Annotated in this window: 20 protein-coding genes, 1 pseudogene and 1 other annotated feature; all 21 genes and pseudogenes read right to left on the reverse strand. The window is 41.8% G+C overall.

Annotated features, from left to right (window positions below; all coding sequences use genetic code 11):
• Nucleotides 1–10 precede the first annotated feature (10 nt).
• The 21 genes and pseudogenes from queA to MUO14_RS02435 all read right to left on the reverse strand — a co-directional run bounded on the left by queA (nt 11) and on the right by MUO14_RS02435 (nt 16,213).
• The gene (gene queA / locus MUO14_RS02335; protein ID WP_244753460.1) at nt 11–1,036 is read right to left on the reverse strand and encodes a tRNA preQ1(34) S-adenosylmethionine ribosyltransferase-isomerase QueA; all 1,026 of its coding nucleotides are present in this window, start codon (nt 1,034–1,036) and stop codon (nt 11–13) included.
• Between the two features lie 20 nt (nt 1,037–1,056).
• Nucleotides 1,057–1,257, reverse strand: a complete 201-nt coding sequence (locus MUO14_RS02340) for a DUF2905 domain-containing protein (RefSeq protein WP_244753461.1) — start codon at nt 1,255–1,257, stop codon at nt 1,057–1,059.
• Complete coding sequence (ruvB, locus tag MUO14_RS02345) at nt 1,254–2,255, reverse strand: Holliday junction branch migration DNA helicase RuvB (RefSeq protein WP_244753462.1); 1,002 nt, start codon at nt 2,253–2,255, stop codon at nt 1,254–1,256. Before ruvB ends, MUO14_RS02340 begins: the two co-directional genes overlap by 4 nt.
• Before the next feature lie 18 nt (nt 2,256–2,273).
• Complete coding sequence (gene ruvA, locus MUO14_RS02350; protein WP_244753463.1) at nt 2,274–2,891, reverse strand: Holliday junction branch migration protein RuvA; 618 nt, start codon at nt 2,889–2,891, stop codon at nt 2,274–2,276.
• 252 nt (nt 2,892–3,143) lie between these two features.
• Nucleotides 3,144–3,701 carry a BofC C-terminal domain-containing protein gene (locus MUO14_RS02355; RefSeq protein ID WP_244753464.1) on the reverse strand — a complete coding sequence of 186 codons (558 nt, stop codon included), beginning with the start codon at nt 3,699–3,701 and terminating at the stop codon, nt 3,144–3,146.
• Nucleotides 3,702–3,781: 80 nt separating this feature from the next.
• Nucleotides 3,782–4,534 carry a YebC/PmpR family DNA-binding transcriptional regulator gene (locus tag MUO14_RS02360; RefSeq protein WP_244753465.1) on the reverse strand — a complete coding sequence of 251 codons (753 nt, stop codon included), beginning with the start codon at nt 4,532–4,534 and terminating at the stop codon, nt 3,782–3,784.
• A gap of 77 nt (nt 4,535–4,611) precedes the next feature.
• Nucleotides 4,612–5,166, reverse strand: coding sequence for a YhcN/YlaJ family sporulation lipoprotein (locus MUO14_RS02365; protein ID WP_244753466.1), 555 nt, complete (start codon nt 5,164–5,166; stop codon nt 4,612–4,614).
• Between the two features lie 68 nt (nt 5,167–5,234).
• The gene (gene nadE, locus MUO14_RS02370) at nt 5,235–5,972 is read right to left on the reverse strand and encodes an NAD(+) synthase (RefSeq protein WP_244753467.1); all 738 of its coding nucleotides are present in this window, start codon (nt 5,970–5,972) and stop codon (nt 5,235–5,237) included.
• A 32-nt stretch (nt 5,973–6,004) separates the two neighbouring features.
• On the reverse strand, nt 6,005–7,021 hold the full coding sequence (locus tag MUO14_RS02375; RefSeq protein ID WP_244753468.1) for an aminoglycoside phosphotransferase family protein: 1,017 nt from the start codon (nt 7,019–7,021) through the stop codon (nt 6,005–6,007).
• Complete coding sequence (locus MUO14_RS02380) at nt 6,957–7,595, reverse strand: polyadenylate binding domain-containing protein (RefSeq protein ID WP_244753469.1); 639 nt, start codon at nt 7,593–7,595, stop codon at nt 6,957–6,959. Before MUO14_RS02380 ends, MUO14_RS02375 begins: the two co-directional genes overlap by 65 nt.
• A complete protein-coding gene (gene safA / locus MUO14_RS24475; RefSeq protein ID WP_304654209.1) occupies nt 7,592–8,182 on the reverse strand; it encodes a SafA/ExsA family spore coat assembly protein in 591 nt (196 codons plus the stop codon). The genes MUO14_RS02380 and safA overlap by 4 nt, the downstream gene beginning before the upstream one ends.
• 248 nt (nt 8,183–8,430) lie before the next feature.
• The gene (gene pheA, locus MUO14_RS02390) at nt 8,431–9,294 is read right to left on the reverse strand and encodes a prephenate dehydratase (protein ID WP_244753470.1); all 864 of its coding nucleotides are present in this window, start codon (nt 9,292–9,294) and stop codon (nt 8,431–8,433) included.
• A gap of 19 nt (nt 9,295–9,313) precedes the next feature.
• Nucleotides 9,314–9,763: an ACT domain-containing protein gene (locus MUO14_RS02395; protein WP_244753471.1), complete on the reverse strand. Its 450-nt coding sequence runs from the start codon at nt 9,761–9,763 to the stop codon at nt 9,314–9,316.
• 12 nt (nt 9,764–9,775) lie between these two features.
• Nucleotides 9,776–11,055, reverse strand: a pseudogene (gene obgE / locus MUO14_RS02400) (GTPase ObgE).
• A gap of 13 nt (nt 11,056–11,068) precedes the next feature.
• Nucleotides 11,069–11,584, reverse strand: a complete 516-nt coding sequence (locus tag MUO14_RS02405; RefSeq protein ID WP_244753472.1) for a Spo0B domain-containing protein — start codon at nt 11,582–11,584, stop codon at nt 11,069–11,071.
• A 498-nt stretch (nt 11,585–12,082) separates the two neighbouring features.
• Nucleotides 12,083–12,379, reverse strand: a complete 297-nt coding sequence (gene rpmA / locus MUO14_RS02410) for a 50S ribosomal protein L27 (RefSeq protein ID WP_244753473.1) — start codon at nt 12,377–12,379, stop codon at nt 12,083–12,085.
• 14 nt (nt 12,380–12,393) lie between these two features.
• Nucleotides 12,394–12,723, reverse strand: a complete 330-nt coding sequence (locus MUO14_RS02415; RefSeq protein WP_244753474.1) for a ribosomal-processing cysteine protease Prp — start codon at nt 12,721–12,723, stop codon at nt 12,394–12,396.
• A 12-nt stretch (nt 12,724–12,735) separates the two neighbouring features.
• Nucleotides 12,736–13,044 (reverse strand): 50S ribosomal protein L21, encoded by a 309-nt coding sequence (gene rplU, locus MUO14_RS02420; protein WP_244753475.1) that lies wholly within the window; start codon nt 13,042–13,044, stop codon nt 12,736–12,738.
• 13 nt (nt 13,045–13,057) lie between these two features.
• Nucleotides 13,058–13,131: a sequence feature (ribosomal protein L21 leader region), on the reverse strand.
• 36 nt (nt 13,132–13,167) lie between these two features.
• Nucleotides 13,168–14,595, reverse strand: a complete 1,428-nt coding sequence (locus MUO14_RS02425; RefSeq protein ID WP_244753476.1) for a ribonuclease E/G — start codon at nt 14,593–14,595, stop codon at nt 13,168–13,170.
• 14 nt (nt 14,596–14,609) lie between these two features.
• Nucleotides 14,610–15,362: a site-2 protease family protein gene (locus MUO14_RS02430; RefSeq protein ID WP_244753477.1), complete on the reverse strand. Its 753-nt coding sequence runs from the start codon at nt 15,360–15,362 to the stop codon at nt 14,610–14,612.
• An 86-nt stretch (nt 15,363–15,448) separates the two neighbouring features.
• The gene (locus tag MUO14_RS02435) at nt 15,449–16,213 is read right to left on the reverse strand and encodes a M23 family metallopeptidase (RefSeq protein ID WP_244753478.1); all 765 of its coding nucleotides are present in this window, start codon (nt 16,211–16,213) and stop codon (nt 15,449–15,451) included.
• Between the last annotated feature and the right edge of the window lie 115 nt (nt 16,214–16,328).

Consider the following 16,328-nt stretch of genomic DNA (forward strand, 5'->3'; position numbering starts at 1 on the left):
CTCTCTTTTCTTATAAAATCAGCATGGCATCTCCAAAGCTGAAGAATCGATACCTCTCCTCCACAGCCTTTTTGTATGCTTCTAAAATAAAGTCTCTTCCTGCCAAGGCACTGACTAACATGATCAATGTCGATTGAGGCAAGTGGAAATTCGTCATCAACCCATCGATTGCCTTTAACTGATATGGTGGATAAATAAATATATCTGTCCATCCACTCGCTTCTTTAAACGTTCCATGATCGCGCATAATCGTCTCCAACGTACGAGTTGAGGTCGTCCCTACAGAAATAATTCGTCCGCCATTGCTCTTTACACGCAACAGTTGTTCAGCTGTTTCCTGATTCAACCGGTAAAATTCTGCATGCATTTCATGTTCTTCCACGTTTTCAACACTTACTGGTCGAAACGTTCCTAGACCGACATGTAATGTTAAGTAGGCAATCTCAACCCCGCTCTCTTTGAGATCTGCCAGTAATTCCTTTGTAAAATGCAAACCTGCTGTAGGAGCCGCTGCAGACCCTTCCTCTTTCGCGTAAACCGTTTGGTAACGCTCTTGATCCGACAGTTGTTCTTTAATATATGGCGGGAGCGGCATTTCCCCTAGTGATTCAAGCACTTCCAGGAAGATGCCCCCGTAGCTAAATCGTACTTTTCTTCCCCCATGCGCACTTAAACCTATACATTCTGCAACTAGCTTTCCTTCACCAAATATAATTTCCGTTCCCATTTTCACTTTTTTAGCTGGTTTAACAAGCACTTCCCATTCGTCCTCATGGTCTTGATGTAAGAGAAGCACCTCTACCTTTCCACCTGTATCTTTCTTAGAGCCATACAGGCGAGCGGGTAATACTCGTGTATCATTTAACACGAGGCAATCTCCGGCTTGCAAAAATTGCTTAATGTCAGAAAAATGGTGATGACTTATGACTTGTTCTTCTTTGTTAAGCACCATTAATCTTGATGAGGCCCGATCTAATAGCGGCACTTGTGCAATGAGCTCTTCCGGTAAATAAAAATCATATTGCCTAACGTCCATGTGAATCCCCTATTCTTAACTCAACGGATTTTGCCGATGATATAAAAAATTAATGATAAAACGATACTTACAATAATTGAAGTCATAATCGGAAAATAAAAGCTGACATTCCTTTTTTTAAAGCTGATATCACCTGGCAGCTTTCCGATCAAACTCCATACTAACCCTATGACTATAAACACAATCCCTATTACAATAAAGATTTTCCCGAAACCCGTCAAGCCTCTGGCACCTCTCTGTTAAAATGATCATAAGCCTTTGGGGTTACGGTCCGCCCCCGTGGTGTTCGTTGGATAAAGCCCATTTGCAATAAAAATGGCTCATACACATCTTCAATCGTTTGTGACTCTTCCCCAATGGTAGCTGCAATCGTATCTAAACCAACAGGTCCTCCCCTGAAGCTATCGATAATCGCTAGCAGAAGCTTATGGTCAATATGATCAAGCCCTTCTCCATCTACTTGAAGCATTTTAAGTGCTGTTTTCGTCGTTTTTTCACTGATCACACCTTCTCCTCTCACCTGAGCAATATCACGGACCCGCTTCAATAGACGATTCGCAATCCTCGGTGTCCCGCGTGACCTTCGTGCGATTTCAACAGCAGCATCTGTGTCAATCCCTACATGGAAGATATCCGCTGTCCGTTCAACAATCGCACATAAAGCTTCTGTATCATAAAAATCAAGGCGACTGTGAACACCGAACCGGTCTCGAAGCGGAGCTGACAATAAGCCAGCTCTCGTTGTAGCACCGACAAGAGTAAACGGTGGAAGATCAAGCCGAACAGACCTTGCACTTGGACCATTTCCAACAATAATATCTAAACAGAAATCCTCCATAGCAGGGTAAAGAATTTCCTCAACTGAACGGGGCAATCGGTGAATTTCATCAATAAACAAGATGTCCCCTGCTTCTAATGACGATAAAATAGCTGCTAAATCTCCAGCGCGTTCAATCGCTGGACCAGAAGTGGATCGGAATTGTCCTTCCATCTCATTGGCGATGATTGACGCTAATGTTGTCTTACCAAGACCAGGCGGTCCATAAAGCAGTACATGATCAAGAGGTTCATGACGCATTTTTGCGGCTTCAATAAAGATGCGCAAATTTTCCTTCGTTTTATCTTGCCCAATATACTGCCGAAGCGTTTCCGGGCGGAGGCTCAATTCGATTTGCTGTTCTTCTCCTTGAAGTTCACCTGATATCATACGTTCCTCCATATACTTACCTCCTCACAACTATGATTTCATTAGCAGTTGAAGGCCTTGACGAACCAAATCGTCTACCTGGCCATTCTTCGTATTTACAAGCTCTGTATGAACCAATTTAAGTTCCCGTTCGGAATAGCCAAGTGATTTCAATGCTTCAAGAGCTTCATCTATTCGTTCTCTCTTTTCTTTTGAAGTCGTGTCCTCTTGATAAAAAATAGAATCTTCGTTTTCTTCATGCGGCAGCCAAATAACTAGTTTTCCTTTTAAATCTAAAATCATTTGTCGTGCTGTTTTCTTTCCGACACCAGGGAACCTCGTTAAATATTTTTCATCTTCCTGTTCAATCGCTGAAACAAATTCTGGTACACTTACTGTTCCTAATATCGCTAAAGCCCCTTTTGGACCAATACCTGACACATTTAGGAGCTTGGCAAATAATAATTTATCTTCTTTCTTTCTAAATCCAAATAACAGCTGCTGATCTTCCCTTATATAATGATAAGTATGTACTTTAATTTCTTTTTTAACATCGTTCTGGAAGTGAAAAGGATTGGCACACAAAACTTCATACCCAATCCCTTGTGTTTCAATCGTAATCGATTCGTCCTCTACCGTTGTCAGAAGACCCTTTACATAAGCAATCATGAACATCTTTCTCCTCTGCCCTAAATTCCTTTATCCTCCTTATTGTAACACACCAGCACATGTGCGTAGACAAAGAAAACCTGTCACGAGCTCTTCCCTACAATAGAAAAGAGTTAAGAGATTGGGCTGAGTTTTCCATTAAAAAGAGGATGCCCCAAATGAAAAACTCGGAGCATCCCACTTTTAGGACAATGGTTATGATAGTTACCACTTGTTATACCAAAATGCTTGGATAGTCTTACACCGAGCTTGCTAAAGATCTTTTGCATCAACGTATTGACTAAGGACTTGCTGAAAATGTTTAGAACTAGTAATTTTAATTCCATCCTCAAGTTTAAGCTTTCTTTTAGCCTCTAAAGGTTTTAGAGGGATAGGTTTAAACGATTTCATTATATTTCCTTCAGAAGGTGTTCCTTGGAATACAGCTAATTCACCTTCAGCCGTTACGCCAAAATAGCCCTTCTGTTCGGTAATCGGTGAAATCTCATCAACCTGTTTAGAAAAAACCATTTGTTCTAGTTCATGTTCAACAATGGTCCAATCACGATACTTCACCCAGAAATCCGCCATCGACCAAATAACTTCTTGTTTCTTTGTCGTTTCTGTTACCCCATCTAAGTAGTGTTTTTTTGTGGTCACCTTAAATGTTACTGGTTCTTCCCTAACTGTAGAGGAAACCGCTTCAGCTTTCTTTTCTAACGTTCTTTGTGTGGGGATATCCTCAGCCGTTAACGAACCATCATCTACACTAGTAAGCTGCCAGACGGAGAACGAGAGAATAAGCATAGCCCCATAAATCCAACGAAACATCATAACCCTCCTCACACATAAAAATAGCTTCTATTTCTAGTATGTACAGAAACAGAAGCTATTATAAATAAGGATTCATCTTATGACAGTTGTTCAAGAATTTCGTCATCAGCATCTAAATTATGATAAACATCCTGGACATCATCGTTATCCTCAAGCATATCGATAAGCTTTAACATTTTTTCTACGCCTTCTCGTTCAAGCGGGGTATAAGTGGACGGAAACATCGTAACTTCTGAAGTCTCAAACGTATGACCGCTTGCTTCGAGCGCTGACTTTACTGCAGTAAAGTCTTCCGGAACAGTGAAGATTTCAAATTGTCCTTCACCTGTTTCCATTTCCTCTGCACCCGCTTCAATAACCTCAAGCATCATCTCTTCCTCGTCTGCATCAGTTGTCTGTCTGTTAATGACCAAATAGCCTTTGCGATCAAACATAAAGGATACACAGCCATTTTCCCCCAGATTCCCATCATTTTTGTTAAAAGCATGACGCACATCTGCGGCGGTCCGATTTTTATTATCTGTTAACACTTTCACCATAACAGCAACTCCACCTGGACCATATCCTTCGTAAGTGAATTCTTCGTAATGGACCCCGTCAAGGTCGCCGATTGCCTTTTTAATCGCACGATCTATATTCTCGTTTGGCATGTTGTTAGACTTCGCTTTATCGACTGCTAAACGTAGGTTAGAATTCATATCAGGGTCCCCGCCGCCTTCTTTTGCAGCCATGAAAATCTCACGAGCAAGCCTCATGAATATTTTGCCGCGTTTGGCATCCTGGGCTCCTTTACGACGTTTAATATTATTCCATTTTGAATGTCCTGCCATAGGTAATTCTCCTCTCTTGGAGCAAGTTTATCCTATAACAATATATCACATTTTCATATGGATATTAAGAATTGACGTCACCTGTCTTGCTTGAAGAAGTTTGTTACTTTTTCTTTGATATTTTCTGGTGCTTGTGTGGCCTTTAGCCTCGCATTCATATCTTTCACATCTTCCCATTGACTATTATTCGAGTACACAACAACCTCAAGATCTGTCATCGTCTCCACTTTTTGACGAATCTTATTTACAACCTTTCCGTTTCTTCGGTCATAGGGGTTAATCATCACAGCTACATATACTCTCTCACCATTCGTAAAAGTCTGTGTTTGTGTGACTTCATCAAATTCGTTCACTGCATGTGTAATTTCCATCGCATCTTCGTTGTTGAAATCGTTATCGTGGGAGCGATTTGATTCGTTATATTTCGTATTACGCATTTCTTCATCTGTTCTGCGTTTGAAATAACTGTCTTCCCCTGTTGGAATTCTTCCGTCGTGGTCTTGCGCTTCATTTCCTCCGTATTCAACAGGTTCATATAAGTAGTTACCTTCACCTGTTTCTGCTGGCTCTTCAGCCTGACAAGCAATAAGAAAAATACAAATCAACAGGAACATTGTAATCATTTTCCACATAAAAACATTCTCCTTTTTCCATTACTATGGGCTAAGAAGAATGTTTTACTCAGTTAATATTAGGAAATTTATCGAGGTGGTGCAGCAGGAAGCTGACGCTTATGGGCTGAACGCTTATGGAGGTGGTCAATAGTTGTCTTATCTTCTGCTGGAATCTCACCGCCTTTTAAATAGCGGTCGATCATTTCATAGCTGGTTCCCATCTCATTTTCATCTGTTTGACCTTCCCAGAGCCCGGCACTCGGTTGTTTATGAATAATTTCAGCAGGTATTTCTAAGTGCTTCGCCAGCCCTTTAACTTCACCTTTGGTCAGGTGGACAAGCGGAACAAGGTCCACACCGCCATCTCCAAATTTAGTAAAGTAACCTGTATGCCATTCGGCTGCGTTGTCAGTACCCACGACGAGATAACGGTGATTTGTTGCTATAGTGTAAAGCGTACTCATTCGAAGACGTGCCCGTAAATTGGCATCAGCAAGCTTTTGATTCTCCTCATTTAAAGAAGCTGACTTGTTTAGTTGTTTTTGTATGGATGGAAACATAACATTATGTGTTTCGGTTAGATCTATAGTTAAAGAAGAAATACCACACGATTCAATGACCTTATAAGCGTGTTCTTGGTCACTGGATTGGCTTTTACATGGCATGATCACTCCTAAAGAATGCTCAGGACATGCGCGTTTAATTAAATGCGCGACCACAGCCGAATCAATTCCGCCGCTAACCCCAACCAATAAACCTTCCACATTTGCTTCTTTAACTTTTTCACGTAACCATTTGACGAGTTGTTCTACTTTTTCTTCCACTTACTTGTTCATCCTTTCACACTCATAATGCCTTATCTTAGCATATATTCTGTGTAACGAACAAACTTCTTTCGTGTCTCCCATGCTCTCTCAAGCTTACCCAGGTGAAAGGATAAAGAGACTTCTTCCCTTATACATCTACGATACCCATAAAGCCATTCTCTCAATAAATCAGCCGGAACCAAGACTCCTTGCAGCCATAGCCTAGGCTGTTTAACCCTGTTAAATAAACTAAAAAATTCTGATTTATATCCTTCCATATGAGGGAGGAACCGTTGAGCAATCTGGATATCATCATACAGTTTTGGACCAGTGTATAATAAGTCGAAGTCAATGATTTTCACTTTTTGATTACGATCTATAATAAAGTTATGGTGGGCCACATCGCCATGCAGCCATTCGTTACCCTCCCATGCTGACTGTTCAATTTCTCCCCAGGGATTATCTGTGAAACGTTCAAGCTGTTTTTCCATAGTTGCATAAATTTCATCATACAGTCGTTTCCTTCGATAAGAACGAAACGCCTGTTCCGTATCTTCAAACTGTCTCATACGCTCCGACCATTTGATATAGAGGGGATCCTTAGGAATTGAGAGTATAGAAATTCCCCTTGTACTCCTATGAAACCGCCTTAGTACATTATAGGTTTTAATTCGATCTTCTCGCCTCTTAAAATCTGCATGTCGTCCTTCAATCCAATTAAATATTCCCCATTCACAACCAAGTTTGCTTTTCGTAAAGCTTCCATCCGGAAAGGTAAGAGGGACGGCAGCAATGGATCCAGCCTCATGCCAATGATTAAAAAACTCCACCTGCTGAGTAAGCACTCTGGAACGACGATATCCTTTTAAAAGAACAGGTTTGTCATGATAATAGGCTTTATACACCTTAGGTTTAATCGTAAGATCATGAGATATCCTCAGTTTCTCCTGTGAATTAAGCCAATGAAAAAGGCGATCCGTATACGAATCGCCCTTTCTTTCCTTACTCGTCATCTTCATCATCCCGCCAAGGTTGATTTGGATTCCAATTTTCCATATGTCCCTCATTATAAGGATAACCACCCATTTGAGGACCACCATTCATAGGTTGTTGCGGCCATCCTCCCATCTGTGGGGCGCCGTACATTTGTTCCTGGGGCCAACCACCCTGTGGGCTCATATGTTGTTGAGGATACCCGCCGTACATATTTTGCTGTGGTTGACCATAAGGCTGTGGCATATGGTGGCCACCGCCGCATCCACAATCAGAAACAGGCATATGATGGGCAGGCATATTCATTTCTTGTGAAGGTGAATCCCATTCTTCCCCATCCCAAGGCTGCCAAGGCATCATATGCTGCGGTTGGTTGGGCTGCTGCATCCCAGGCATCATATGCTGTGGTTGGTTAGGCTGCTGCATCCCAGGCATCATATGCTGTGGTTGGTTAGGCTGCTGCATCCCAGGCATCATATGCTGTGGTTGGTTAGGCTGCTGCATCCCAGGCATCATATGCTGTGGTTGGTTAGGCTGCTGCATCCCAGGCATCATTGGCTGGTGCTGATAAGGATCTTGCATCATAGGATAATCGTGTGGCGGACAGCAATAGCAATCACTATATACAAGTTGACCTTGTGGCATCATTGGGGATATGGCATATGCTGCTGCATTGGCATATATTGTTCTTCAATTTTATGACCAGGCATATATTGTTCTTCTTTCTCAGGAGAAGGCATATCATAATTCGGCTCTTTTTCTTTATAATGTTTAGGTTGTTCAGCTTTCATGGGCTGCTGTGCAGGTTGTTGCTTTGGTTGCTTTGGTTGCTTTGGTTGCTGTGCAGGTTGCTGCTTTGGTTCAGGTGCCGGCATTTGAGGCAAATGAAATGTCGTGTAATAGTTCTGTACTTCCTGCTCCATCATCGGCATTTGTATAGGCATCATTGGCTTTTCCTTAACTGGCTTATGCTTAGGCATCTTCTCGTCTTCTTTAATTACAGGCATCGGTTTAGGTGACTGATCCTTATAAGGATGCTTTGCAGGCATTTCCTTTTTCGGGGCCTCTTTTTTTACTGGCTTTGCCCCTTGAGGAACCTTAATCTTCATTCCAGGCATAATCATATCTGGGTTTGAAAGTTGGGTATTTAAACCTTTTAACTCTTCAAAATCAACTCCATATTTTTTTGATATTTTCCAGAGTGTATCGCCTTTTTGCACAATGTGAATTCTCACAGTTGCAACTCCTTCCTGTGATCTATAAATTGTAAGACAACAATAATAGCTTCATAACACTCTATGCAAGAAAGCACCAAAGGTTGATGAATTTGCCCATATTTATTTTATTAGAAAAGCGAAGAGGAGTGAAAAAGTGGAAGCACTCCGAAGTACATTTTTAGAGGATAAAAAAACCCCGGTAAACGGACTTTGAAAAGTAACCGTTTATCGGGATATAGTTTAGTGAAAAAGAATGTGGCCCTTCTTTAACTATTGAATGAATTAATTTCCATTAAGTAACTAGGATAGGTTCCAAGCAGTTTCAACCTGCATCCCAGCATTTCAAGCTCAGCTTTGACCCCCGGAAACAAAACGTCATCAAAGGGTTGATCGACATCTATTAAAAAGAAGTAGTTGCCAAGCCCTGTCTTCATTGGTCTTGACTCGATTTTAGAAAGGTTCATCTTTCTCCAGGAGAACGCTGAGAGCACTTGATGGAGTGCGCCAACATAATCTTTTGGAAGCGTAACCATGATGGTTGTCTTATGTTTCTGAACAGAATGATTCCCCGCATTTAATGGTGTAGGTGTTTTTTGGACAACGGCAAAACGCGTATGGTTATTGTCATAATCATGAATATTTGCCTTTAAAATAGTTAATTCATTTTGCTCTGCAGCTAAGTGGTTTCCTATAGCAGCGGTATGAATTCCTTTTTCAGCCACAATCTCTGCTGCTCTCCCTGTTGAACTGGTGTAGACAAGTTCAGCTGTTCGATAATTTTTATATAAGTATTGTTGGCACTGAGCAATTGCCTGACTATGGGAATAAATGTGAGTAAATCCTTCCCCGTCATAGTCAGGATGGACGAGGAGGTGCTGTTGAATAGGAACTGTTAACTCTGCAATCACAGCTTGATTAACTTCATGAATCAAGTAATCAATCGTTAAGTGCACAGAACCTTCAATCGCATTCTCAATCGGCACAACTCCTAAATCAACATCTCCACTCTCTACGGCATCCAAACATGCTGGTATGCTTTCGTAGCCTATAAATGACCCCTCTTCAAAAAAAGCATCCGCCGCCATTTTGGTAAACGTTCCTTTAGGCCCCAAATAACCAATTCGTTGCATAGCCTCACTACTCCTAACATTAAGCCCCTGAACTTAAAACTTCTACCCTGTCGACGAAGTCCAATTTATGAAGCTTTTGTAATAATTTCTCTATTGTGTACATCATCCCTGTTGTATTTAAAGACAAAGTTACGTTTGCTTTTCCTTGTAAGGGAATGGTTTGGTGTATCGTCAATACATTACAACCTGATTCAGCTACGGTTAACAGCAGATTTGATAGTGTCCCAGCACGATCTTCCAAATGGAAAAACAAGGTGATCATTTGTTCCTTAACCATAGCTTGAAACGGAAAGACGGCATCCCTGTATTTGTAAAAAGCACTTCGAGAGAGACCGACATGCTGAACGGCTTCAAAAATGGATTCAGCCTTTCCACGTTCCAGTAATGCTTTCGCATCGATCGTTTTCCTCATCGCTTCAGGGAGAATATCACTACGAACTAAATAAAATTGCTCGTTATAATCCGCCATTCCTCTACCCCCTTAATCAACAAATTCAAATTCATAGTCGAGGAGTCTGACGGTGTCTCCGTCCTTCGCTCCACGTTTTCTCAATTCTTCATCTACACCCATTCCTCGCATCTGTCTGGCAAATCGATTAATGGACTGATCTCGTGAAAAGTCGGTGCGTCTGAACACGGATTCAATTTTCTCACCATAGAGGACATAGGCTCCATCATCAGCTCTTGTCACCTTAAATGGCGCTTCTTCCTTTTCATATTTATATACCACTCGTTCATCCACTTCTTCAATCGGCTGCTCTTCTTGTTTCGGGATTTGATCAAGATGATCAGCCACAGCATATAAGAGCTCATCTAGTCCCTTCCGTGTAACAGTAGAAACCGGAAAGACAGGTACATTTCCAACTTTTTCTTTGAAAGAGGCCAGCTTTTCTTCCGCTTCTGGAATGTCTAGTTTATTCGCAACAATGATTTGTGGCCGCTTTGCCAAACGGTCATCATAGGAAGCCAGCTCATGATTAATAGTTACATAATCCTCATAAGGGTCACGCCCCTCCAAAGAAGCCATATCAACGACATGTAATAGTAAACGTGTGCGTTCCACATGCCGTAAGAATTGATAGCCAAGACCAACCCCCTCGTGCGCACCTTCAATTAATCCTGGTAAATCAGCTAGTACAAAGCTACGGTGATCCTGACTTTCTACAACTCCTAGGTTTGGAGCAAGTGTTGTAAAGTGATAATCAGCGATCTTTGGTTTTGCTGCTGTTACTACGGAAAGGAACGTCGACTTTCCTACACTTGGAAAACCAACAAGACCTACATCTGCAAGGAGCTTGAGTTCCACTTGTACGTCTAACGCCTCTCCAAGTTCCCCATTCTCCGCAATTTCCGGAGCAGGATTCCTTGGCGTTGCAAAACGGGCGTTCCCGCGTCCGCCACGTCCGCCTTTTGCGATCACTGCTGTTTGCTTATGCTCGGTTAAATCTGCAATAACCCGAGCCGTCTCAGCATCTTTCACAGTTGTGCCTGGAGGAACACTGACAACGAGATCTTGAGCATTTTTTCCATGCTGTTTCTGATTCATACCGTTTTCTCCACGTTTTGCTTTAAAGTGATGTTGGTAGCGAAAATCCATGAGGGTATTTAGCCCTTCGTCGACTTCAAATACAACGTCACCGCCGTTCCCACCGTCCCCACCAGCGGGTCCTCCCATTGGAACATATTTCTCACGACGATAAGCAACTAACCCATTCCCCCATCGCCGCCTTTCACAAACACCTTGACCTGATCAACAAACATATTTCTTCACCTCTTATTCAATCGTCATTTCAACGGAAAGTTCATCACCATCGTAGAATGCGATAAATCCTTCATCATTAAGCTTCGTTTCTAACCGCTCTGGTGCTATAAAAGCTCCTTTCCACTCCCAGCTTACACCTAGCTGATGTGTTCCTAACCTCTGATACATTTGTACTCTTCCTTCATAAAGTTCATCTTTTTTACGAAATTCATCCATCAATGTAAGTAAACGTTTTGCATAAGCCGTCAATTTCTTATCAAAAATGGGTAAATCAACATCTAGCTGAATCGTGTATGTTAAACGATATTGATCCTGATTCAAATTAAATGTAAGTAACCAAAGAGAAAACTCATACGCACTACTATTCAGCAACCTTCGTTCCTGCTCGGAATCCTGTATAATTTTATCGACTTGAACTTGTACCTTGTCTACCTTCCCCATGGAGGCATAGCCTTGGATCAATTGTATTTGATTCATCCAGTCATGACGCTTATGTCTAAGTATCGCAATCATCTCTTCTTTACTCAAATAAAACAGCCCCTCTACCTTTCATATTATTAAAAAGTATAGCAAAATTCATAACGAAACTGAATGGTTACAGAAAAGCGGAGGTGCTCTGATAGATACGACAAGCATAAGCTAAGCGGTGCAGTGAAAAGTAACTCAAGGATCTTCAACTAAATTGGCACGTCCTCAACGACGAACGACCTTATGTCCTGTGGGGCCACGGAGGCGATATACTTCTGTCTCGAGTGTCTGGGACCGCAGCTAGACAATAGAAAAGCCAAAGAGGGGTTGTTAGACCTGACACACACATAAGCGGAGCGCTGCAGGGAAGTGGTCTTTCTTCCTGGAAGCGAACTGCTTATGTCGCGAAGTGCTGCCCCTCAGAAAAAAGCGGAAGCGCCCTGAAGGAGAAGTTCGACTAAGCAGTGCAGTACCCGAGCGGGTCCATACAAAAAGCCGCGCTTATGCAATAGGCATAGCGCGGCTTACAAGTACGTATGATACCATACTATATCGAGTTTAAGCTTCCTGTGCTACAGCTACAGGATAAACGCTCACTTTCTTACGATTACGTCCGTAACGTTCGAACTTAACAACACCGTCCACTTTTGCGAATAGAGTGTCGTCTCCTCCACGGCCAACGTTTTCACCTGGGTAAACCTTTGTTCCGCGTTGACGATAAAGGATAGATCCGCCTGTTACAGATTGTCCGTCTGCACGTTTCGCTCCAAGACGTTTAGACTCAGAGTCACGGCCGTTTTTTGTACTACTTACACCTTTTTTAGAGGCAAAAAATTGCAAATCAAGACGTAGCATGGGTTTGCACCTCCTTACATTTGTGTGATTTTAATATATTGGCTATATTCATTTTCTATCGTTTCGAGTGACACCTGCATTCCTTCAAGTAAAGTTTGAGCTTTAGTATGAGCTGCCTCATCTAAATTATCAGGTAAGGTCACTTTTAAATACCCACCTTCACCGTCCTGGGAAATTTCAGGCTCAAATTCACAAAGACTCACAATGGCATTCACTGCTCCTATGGATACAGCAGAAACCGCAGCACAGACCAGATCATGGCCATAAGGACCACTTTCGGCGTGTCCGGAGATTTCAAAGCCTGTGATTTCTCCATGTAAGCGAAACACGGAAACATTAATCATAAGTCGGACACCTTACGCCTTGATGCTCTCAACAACAAGTTTTGTGTACGGCTGACGGTGACCTTGTTTACGCTTGTAGTTCTTTTTCGGCTTGTATTTGAAGACAGTAAGCTTCTTCTGACGACCTTGTTTTTCAACTTTAGCCGTTACTGAAGCACCATCTACGAAAGGAGCACCAACTTTTGTGTCGTCTCCGCCTACGAAAAGCACTTTATCAAAAGTTACAGTCTCGCCAGCTTCTACGCTTACTTTCTCTACGTAGATTTCTTGGCCTTCTTGAACTTTGATTTGTTTTCCACCAGTTTCAATAATTGCGTACATACTTGCACCTCCTTATTTAACTCAGACTCGCCATTCAGGTACCGTTTGCGGTTTTTAAAAACCTGTTCTGTGCGGTTGTAGCAATGAAGTGCTACTAGAATAACATAACAATGTTACCACAAATCAAAACAAGTTGTCAACATGATACACACGTCTTGAGATGACTGATTGTATCATATCAAGTGACCCTTCAAGCTCTATTTGCCAGTCAGTGATCGAAGAGTCTTGTCTAACAAATAGCTCCTGTGGAATTTTACTAGAAATAGACTGAGAAAGCAATTGTTTTTTATGGTAATAAAGATCAGGGGACATAGCTACCAGTACAGCTTCACTTTGGATATTTTCCGTTAAATAACGTTCTAAGCGATAAATAAGTGTATCTTTAGAAAATGCTGGTTTCTGTATAGCCGTTAATTGATCACTCACGTTGCTAAAGCGTCGCTGTCTCGTGATTTCCATTAAGCCAAGCCTTGTTATCCCTAAAATAGTGGTGGATACTGGATCTCTTCGTACTAGCTCAGACATGTATTTCAGAAGTTCTTTTTCCTGCTTCTTCTCCTGCATAGAAATGTAATCAACTAAAATGATACCTGAAATATTTCGCAACTGTATTTGCCTCGCTACTTCTACAGCTGCAGTTTTATTCATTTCAAGCTTTTGGTAAGAAGATAAAGTCTTTTGTTTGAATTTATGACTGTTAATATCAATCACCGTCATCGCTTCCGTTTGTTCTATCACTAATTCCATTCCCTGTTCCGTTACAACAACAGGTTGGATTAGTTTGGATTGCAGTTCATTGATCGTAATGCCAGTATAGCTTGATATATTTTTCACCCACTTAACTTTCTCAGCAAGCATAGGATAACGTTGTTTGATCGATTGACTCAACTGACTATTGTTAACAACGATTTCTGTAATCAGTGAGAGTGGATGCTTGCGAATCAGTTGGTCGGGTAAAATGGGGTCATCAACTAGTTTACGCGATCGGTCGGTCGTGCTGGTCTTTATTTGTCTCGCCCATAGATCCCTCAGTTGGTCGATTTCATTTAAAATCGTTTGAGTCGAAACGTTTGATGCAGCCGTCCGAACGATCACTCCTTCATCCGCGTCAAGCTGCCGACTGGTCCACGTCCTCAACACCTCCGCCTGTTTCGCATCGATCCGCTTGGAAACAGCTGTTCTTTTTCCATAAGGTTGATAAATGACGAAGAGACCAGGAACAGTAATATCTGCAGTAAGCTGAGCGCCTTTTGTGCCCTCAGGTTCCTTTGTAACCTGGACAGTAAGTGATTGCCCTTCTTTCAACGTGCTTTCAATAGATTTTTGAGCCCAGGGAATGGATTCCTTCTTTAAAAATCCTGTCCTCTCTTCACCAATATCAATAAAAGCTGCTTGGATAGCCTTATTAATATGACTGACCTTTCCCAAATAAATGGAACCCGAAAGCATTTGCACTTCCGGGCGTATTGTTACATATTCGATGACATCATTATTTTCTAGAACAATACCTATTTGTTCACTCGTCTGTGTATGTACGGCAATCGTTCTCATAAGACCCCTCTTTGCTATAAGATTTGCGGCAGATCCTCCATCCGAAGGCTTGTCTTCTTTTGATCGATAAACATGCGAAGACACTCCTGTTCATCTACTATATATAAACCTGGTTTTCGTTTCAATATATAAAAATGCCTGCGATTGGCTCGGACATTTTTCAAGACATTTCGAACCGGGGTGTTGGGGTCTATAGAGAGGTATTTCACCTTTAACTTCCCTGGGTCTCTCCTAGCACCATATATAAGGTATCTCATAAAAGTAAACGTTCGCCTCTTCCACTCTAAACCGTTCTCAAGAAGTAAAAAGCCAGCGAGCAGCAGGCCAGATAGTGTCATTCTTTGTTCAAGCAACAGTACAATTAACGCTGTTAAAATACATGCTAAAGACAAAAATAATGTCACCTTAAGGCTCTTCTGAAAGGAGATAAGTTGTGTCAACACATAGAACAGGAGCTTCCCACCATCTAGAGGCCAGATAGGTAATAAATTTAATAATAGGACAAGTCCATTATAATGGAGGGCAGTTGACAGTAAAGGATGGGGGCCCATAAAATATTGAAGGAGGAAAAGCAGAATAGCAATCCACACGTGCTGGATCGGTCCGGATAAAATAACATGGGCTTGTTCCTTAAATGGTTTCGTCGAATGCTCGTCACTTACAACAGCTCCTCCAAACAACCAAAATTCAATGTGGGATACTCTCCAGCCATTAGAACGAGCAGCCGCAAAGTGCCCCCATTCATGTATAGCAACGATTGTAAACAAGATAATAAATTCATAGAACGCACCAGTGAGGAAGGCAGAAAAGGCGAGCAGGAAAAATAAAGGATGAATTCGTATCCTCTTTATAACTAGTCAGACCCTTCATCTACTTTAATGACTTCAACGGGGTCTAGATATTGCTCGTCCTTTTTCACAGCAAAGAAAAATTCTTTCGTTTCCCCGTCTGCTGTATTTAACTGCCCAATCGCCTCTTGTGCCTCTATATGCTGATATAAATGTACATCTATTGCTGATAAAAAGCCATAAATCGTATTTGTGCCATCTTTGTGCTGGACAATAATAGTTTTATCGGTCTGCTCATCATTCCCTGCAAAGATGATCGTACCTGGCTTAACGGCCTTCACCTCAGAGCCCCCATCAGTAGTCATAATAATACCTCGCCCATGATTTTGAAAAGGTTCCTTGACTGTTCCATTCACAGGTAATGCTAACTGAGCTGTTCCACCACCCTCTTTTTGCTGTACAATCTGGAGAGGATCGCCAAACCGCTCATTATACCAGGCTGTTACACTTGCGAATGGGAACTCTTCCTCAAGCTGGCTTACAACCCATGCCTCCGGCTGCTCCGTAATAGCCAGGTCAGTTTTTTCACTAACAACGACTCCTGTAAATAACAATACAGAAAATAAAACTTGTACACCTAAAAAAGAGGTGCGTTTTTTCGTGGTTAGCGGGGGTTTAAATTCACCAGTAACTAAAGGAGGATAGCCATGCATCTCTTCTTCCTGTGGTGGAGTAATTCTTCTCTTAACCGGCTCGTATCCTGTGGATTTTACTTTATGACGTTTTCGTTCAGCTATGTTTTTTCGAACATGCTCAATATTCCTATTCACTATAACCCCTTCTCTCTTCCACCTTTTCTATCAGTCTATGGGAAGACAATCATGAATATGAATCGATTGCAGCGAACAAAAAAGTTTTTCAGATAGATTCCCTCACGGCTAATTT

The organism is Halobacillus shinanisalinarum (assembly GCF_022919835.1).
In the GTDB taxonomy this organism is placed as follows: Bacteria; Bacillota; Bacilli; order Bacillales; family Halobacillaceae; genus Halobacillus_A; species Halobacillus_A shinanisalinarum.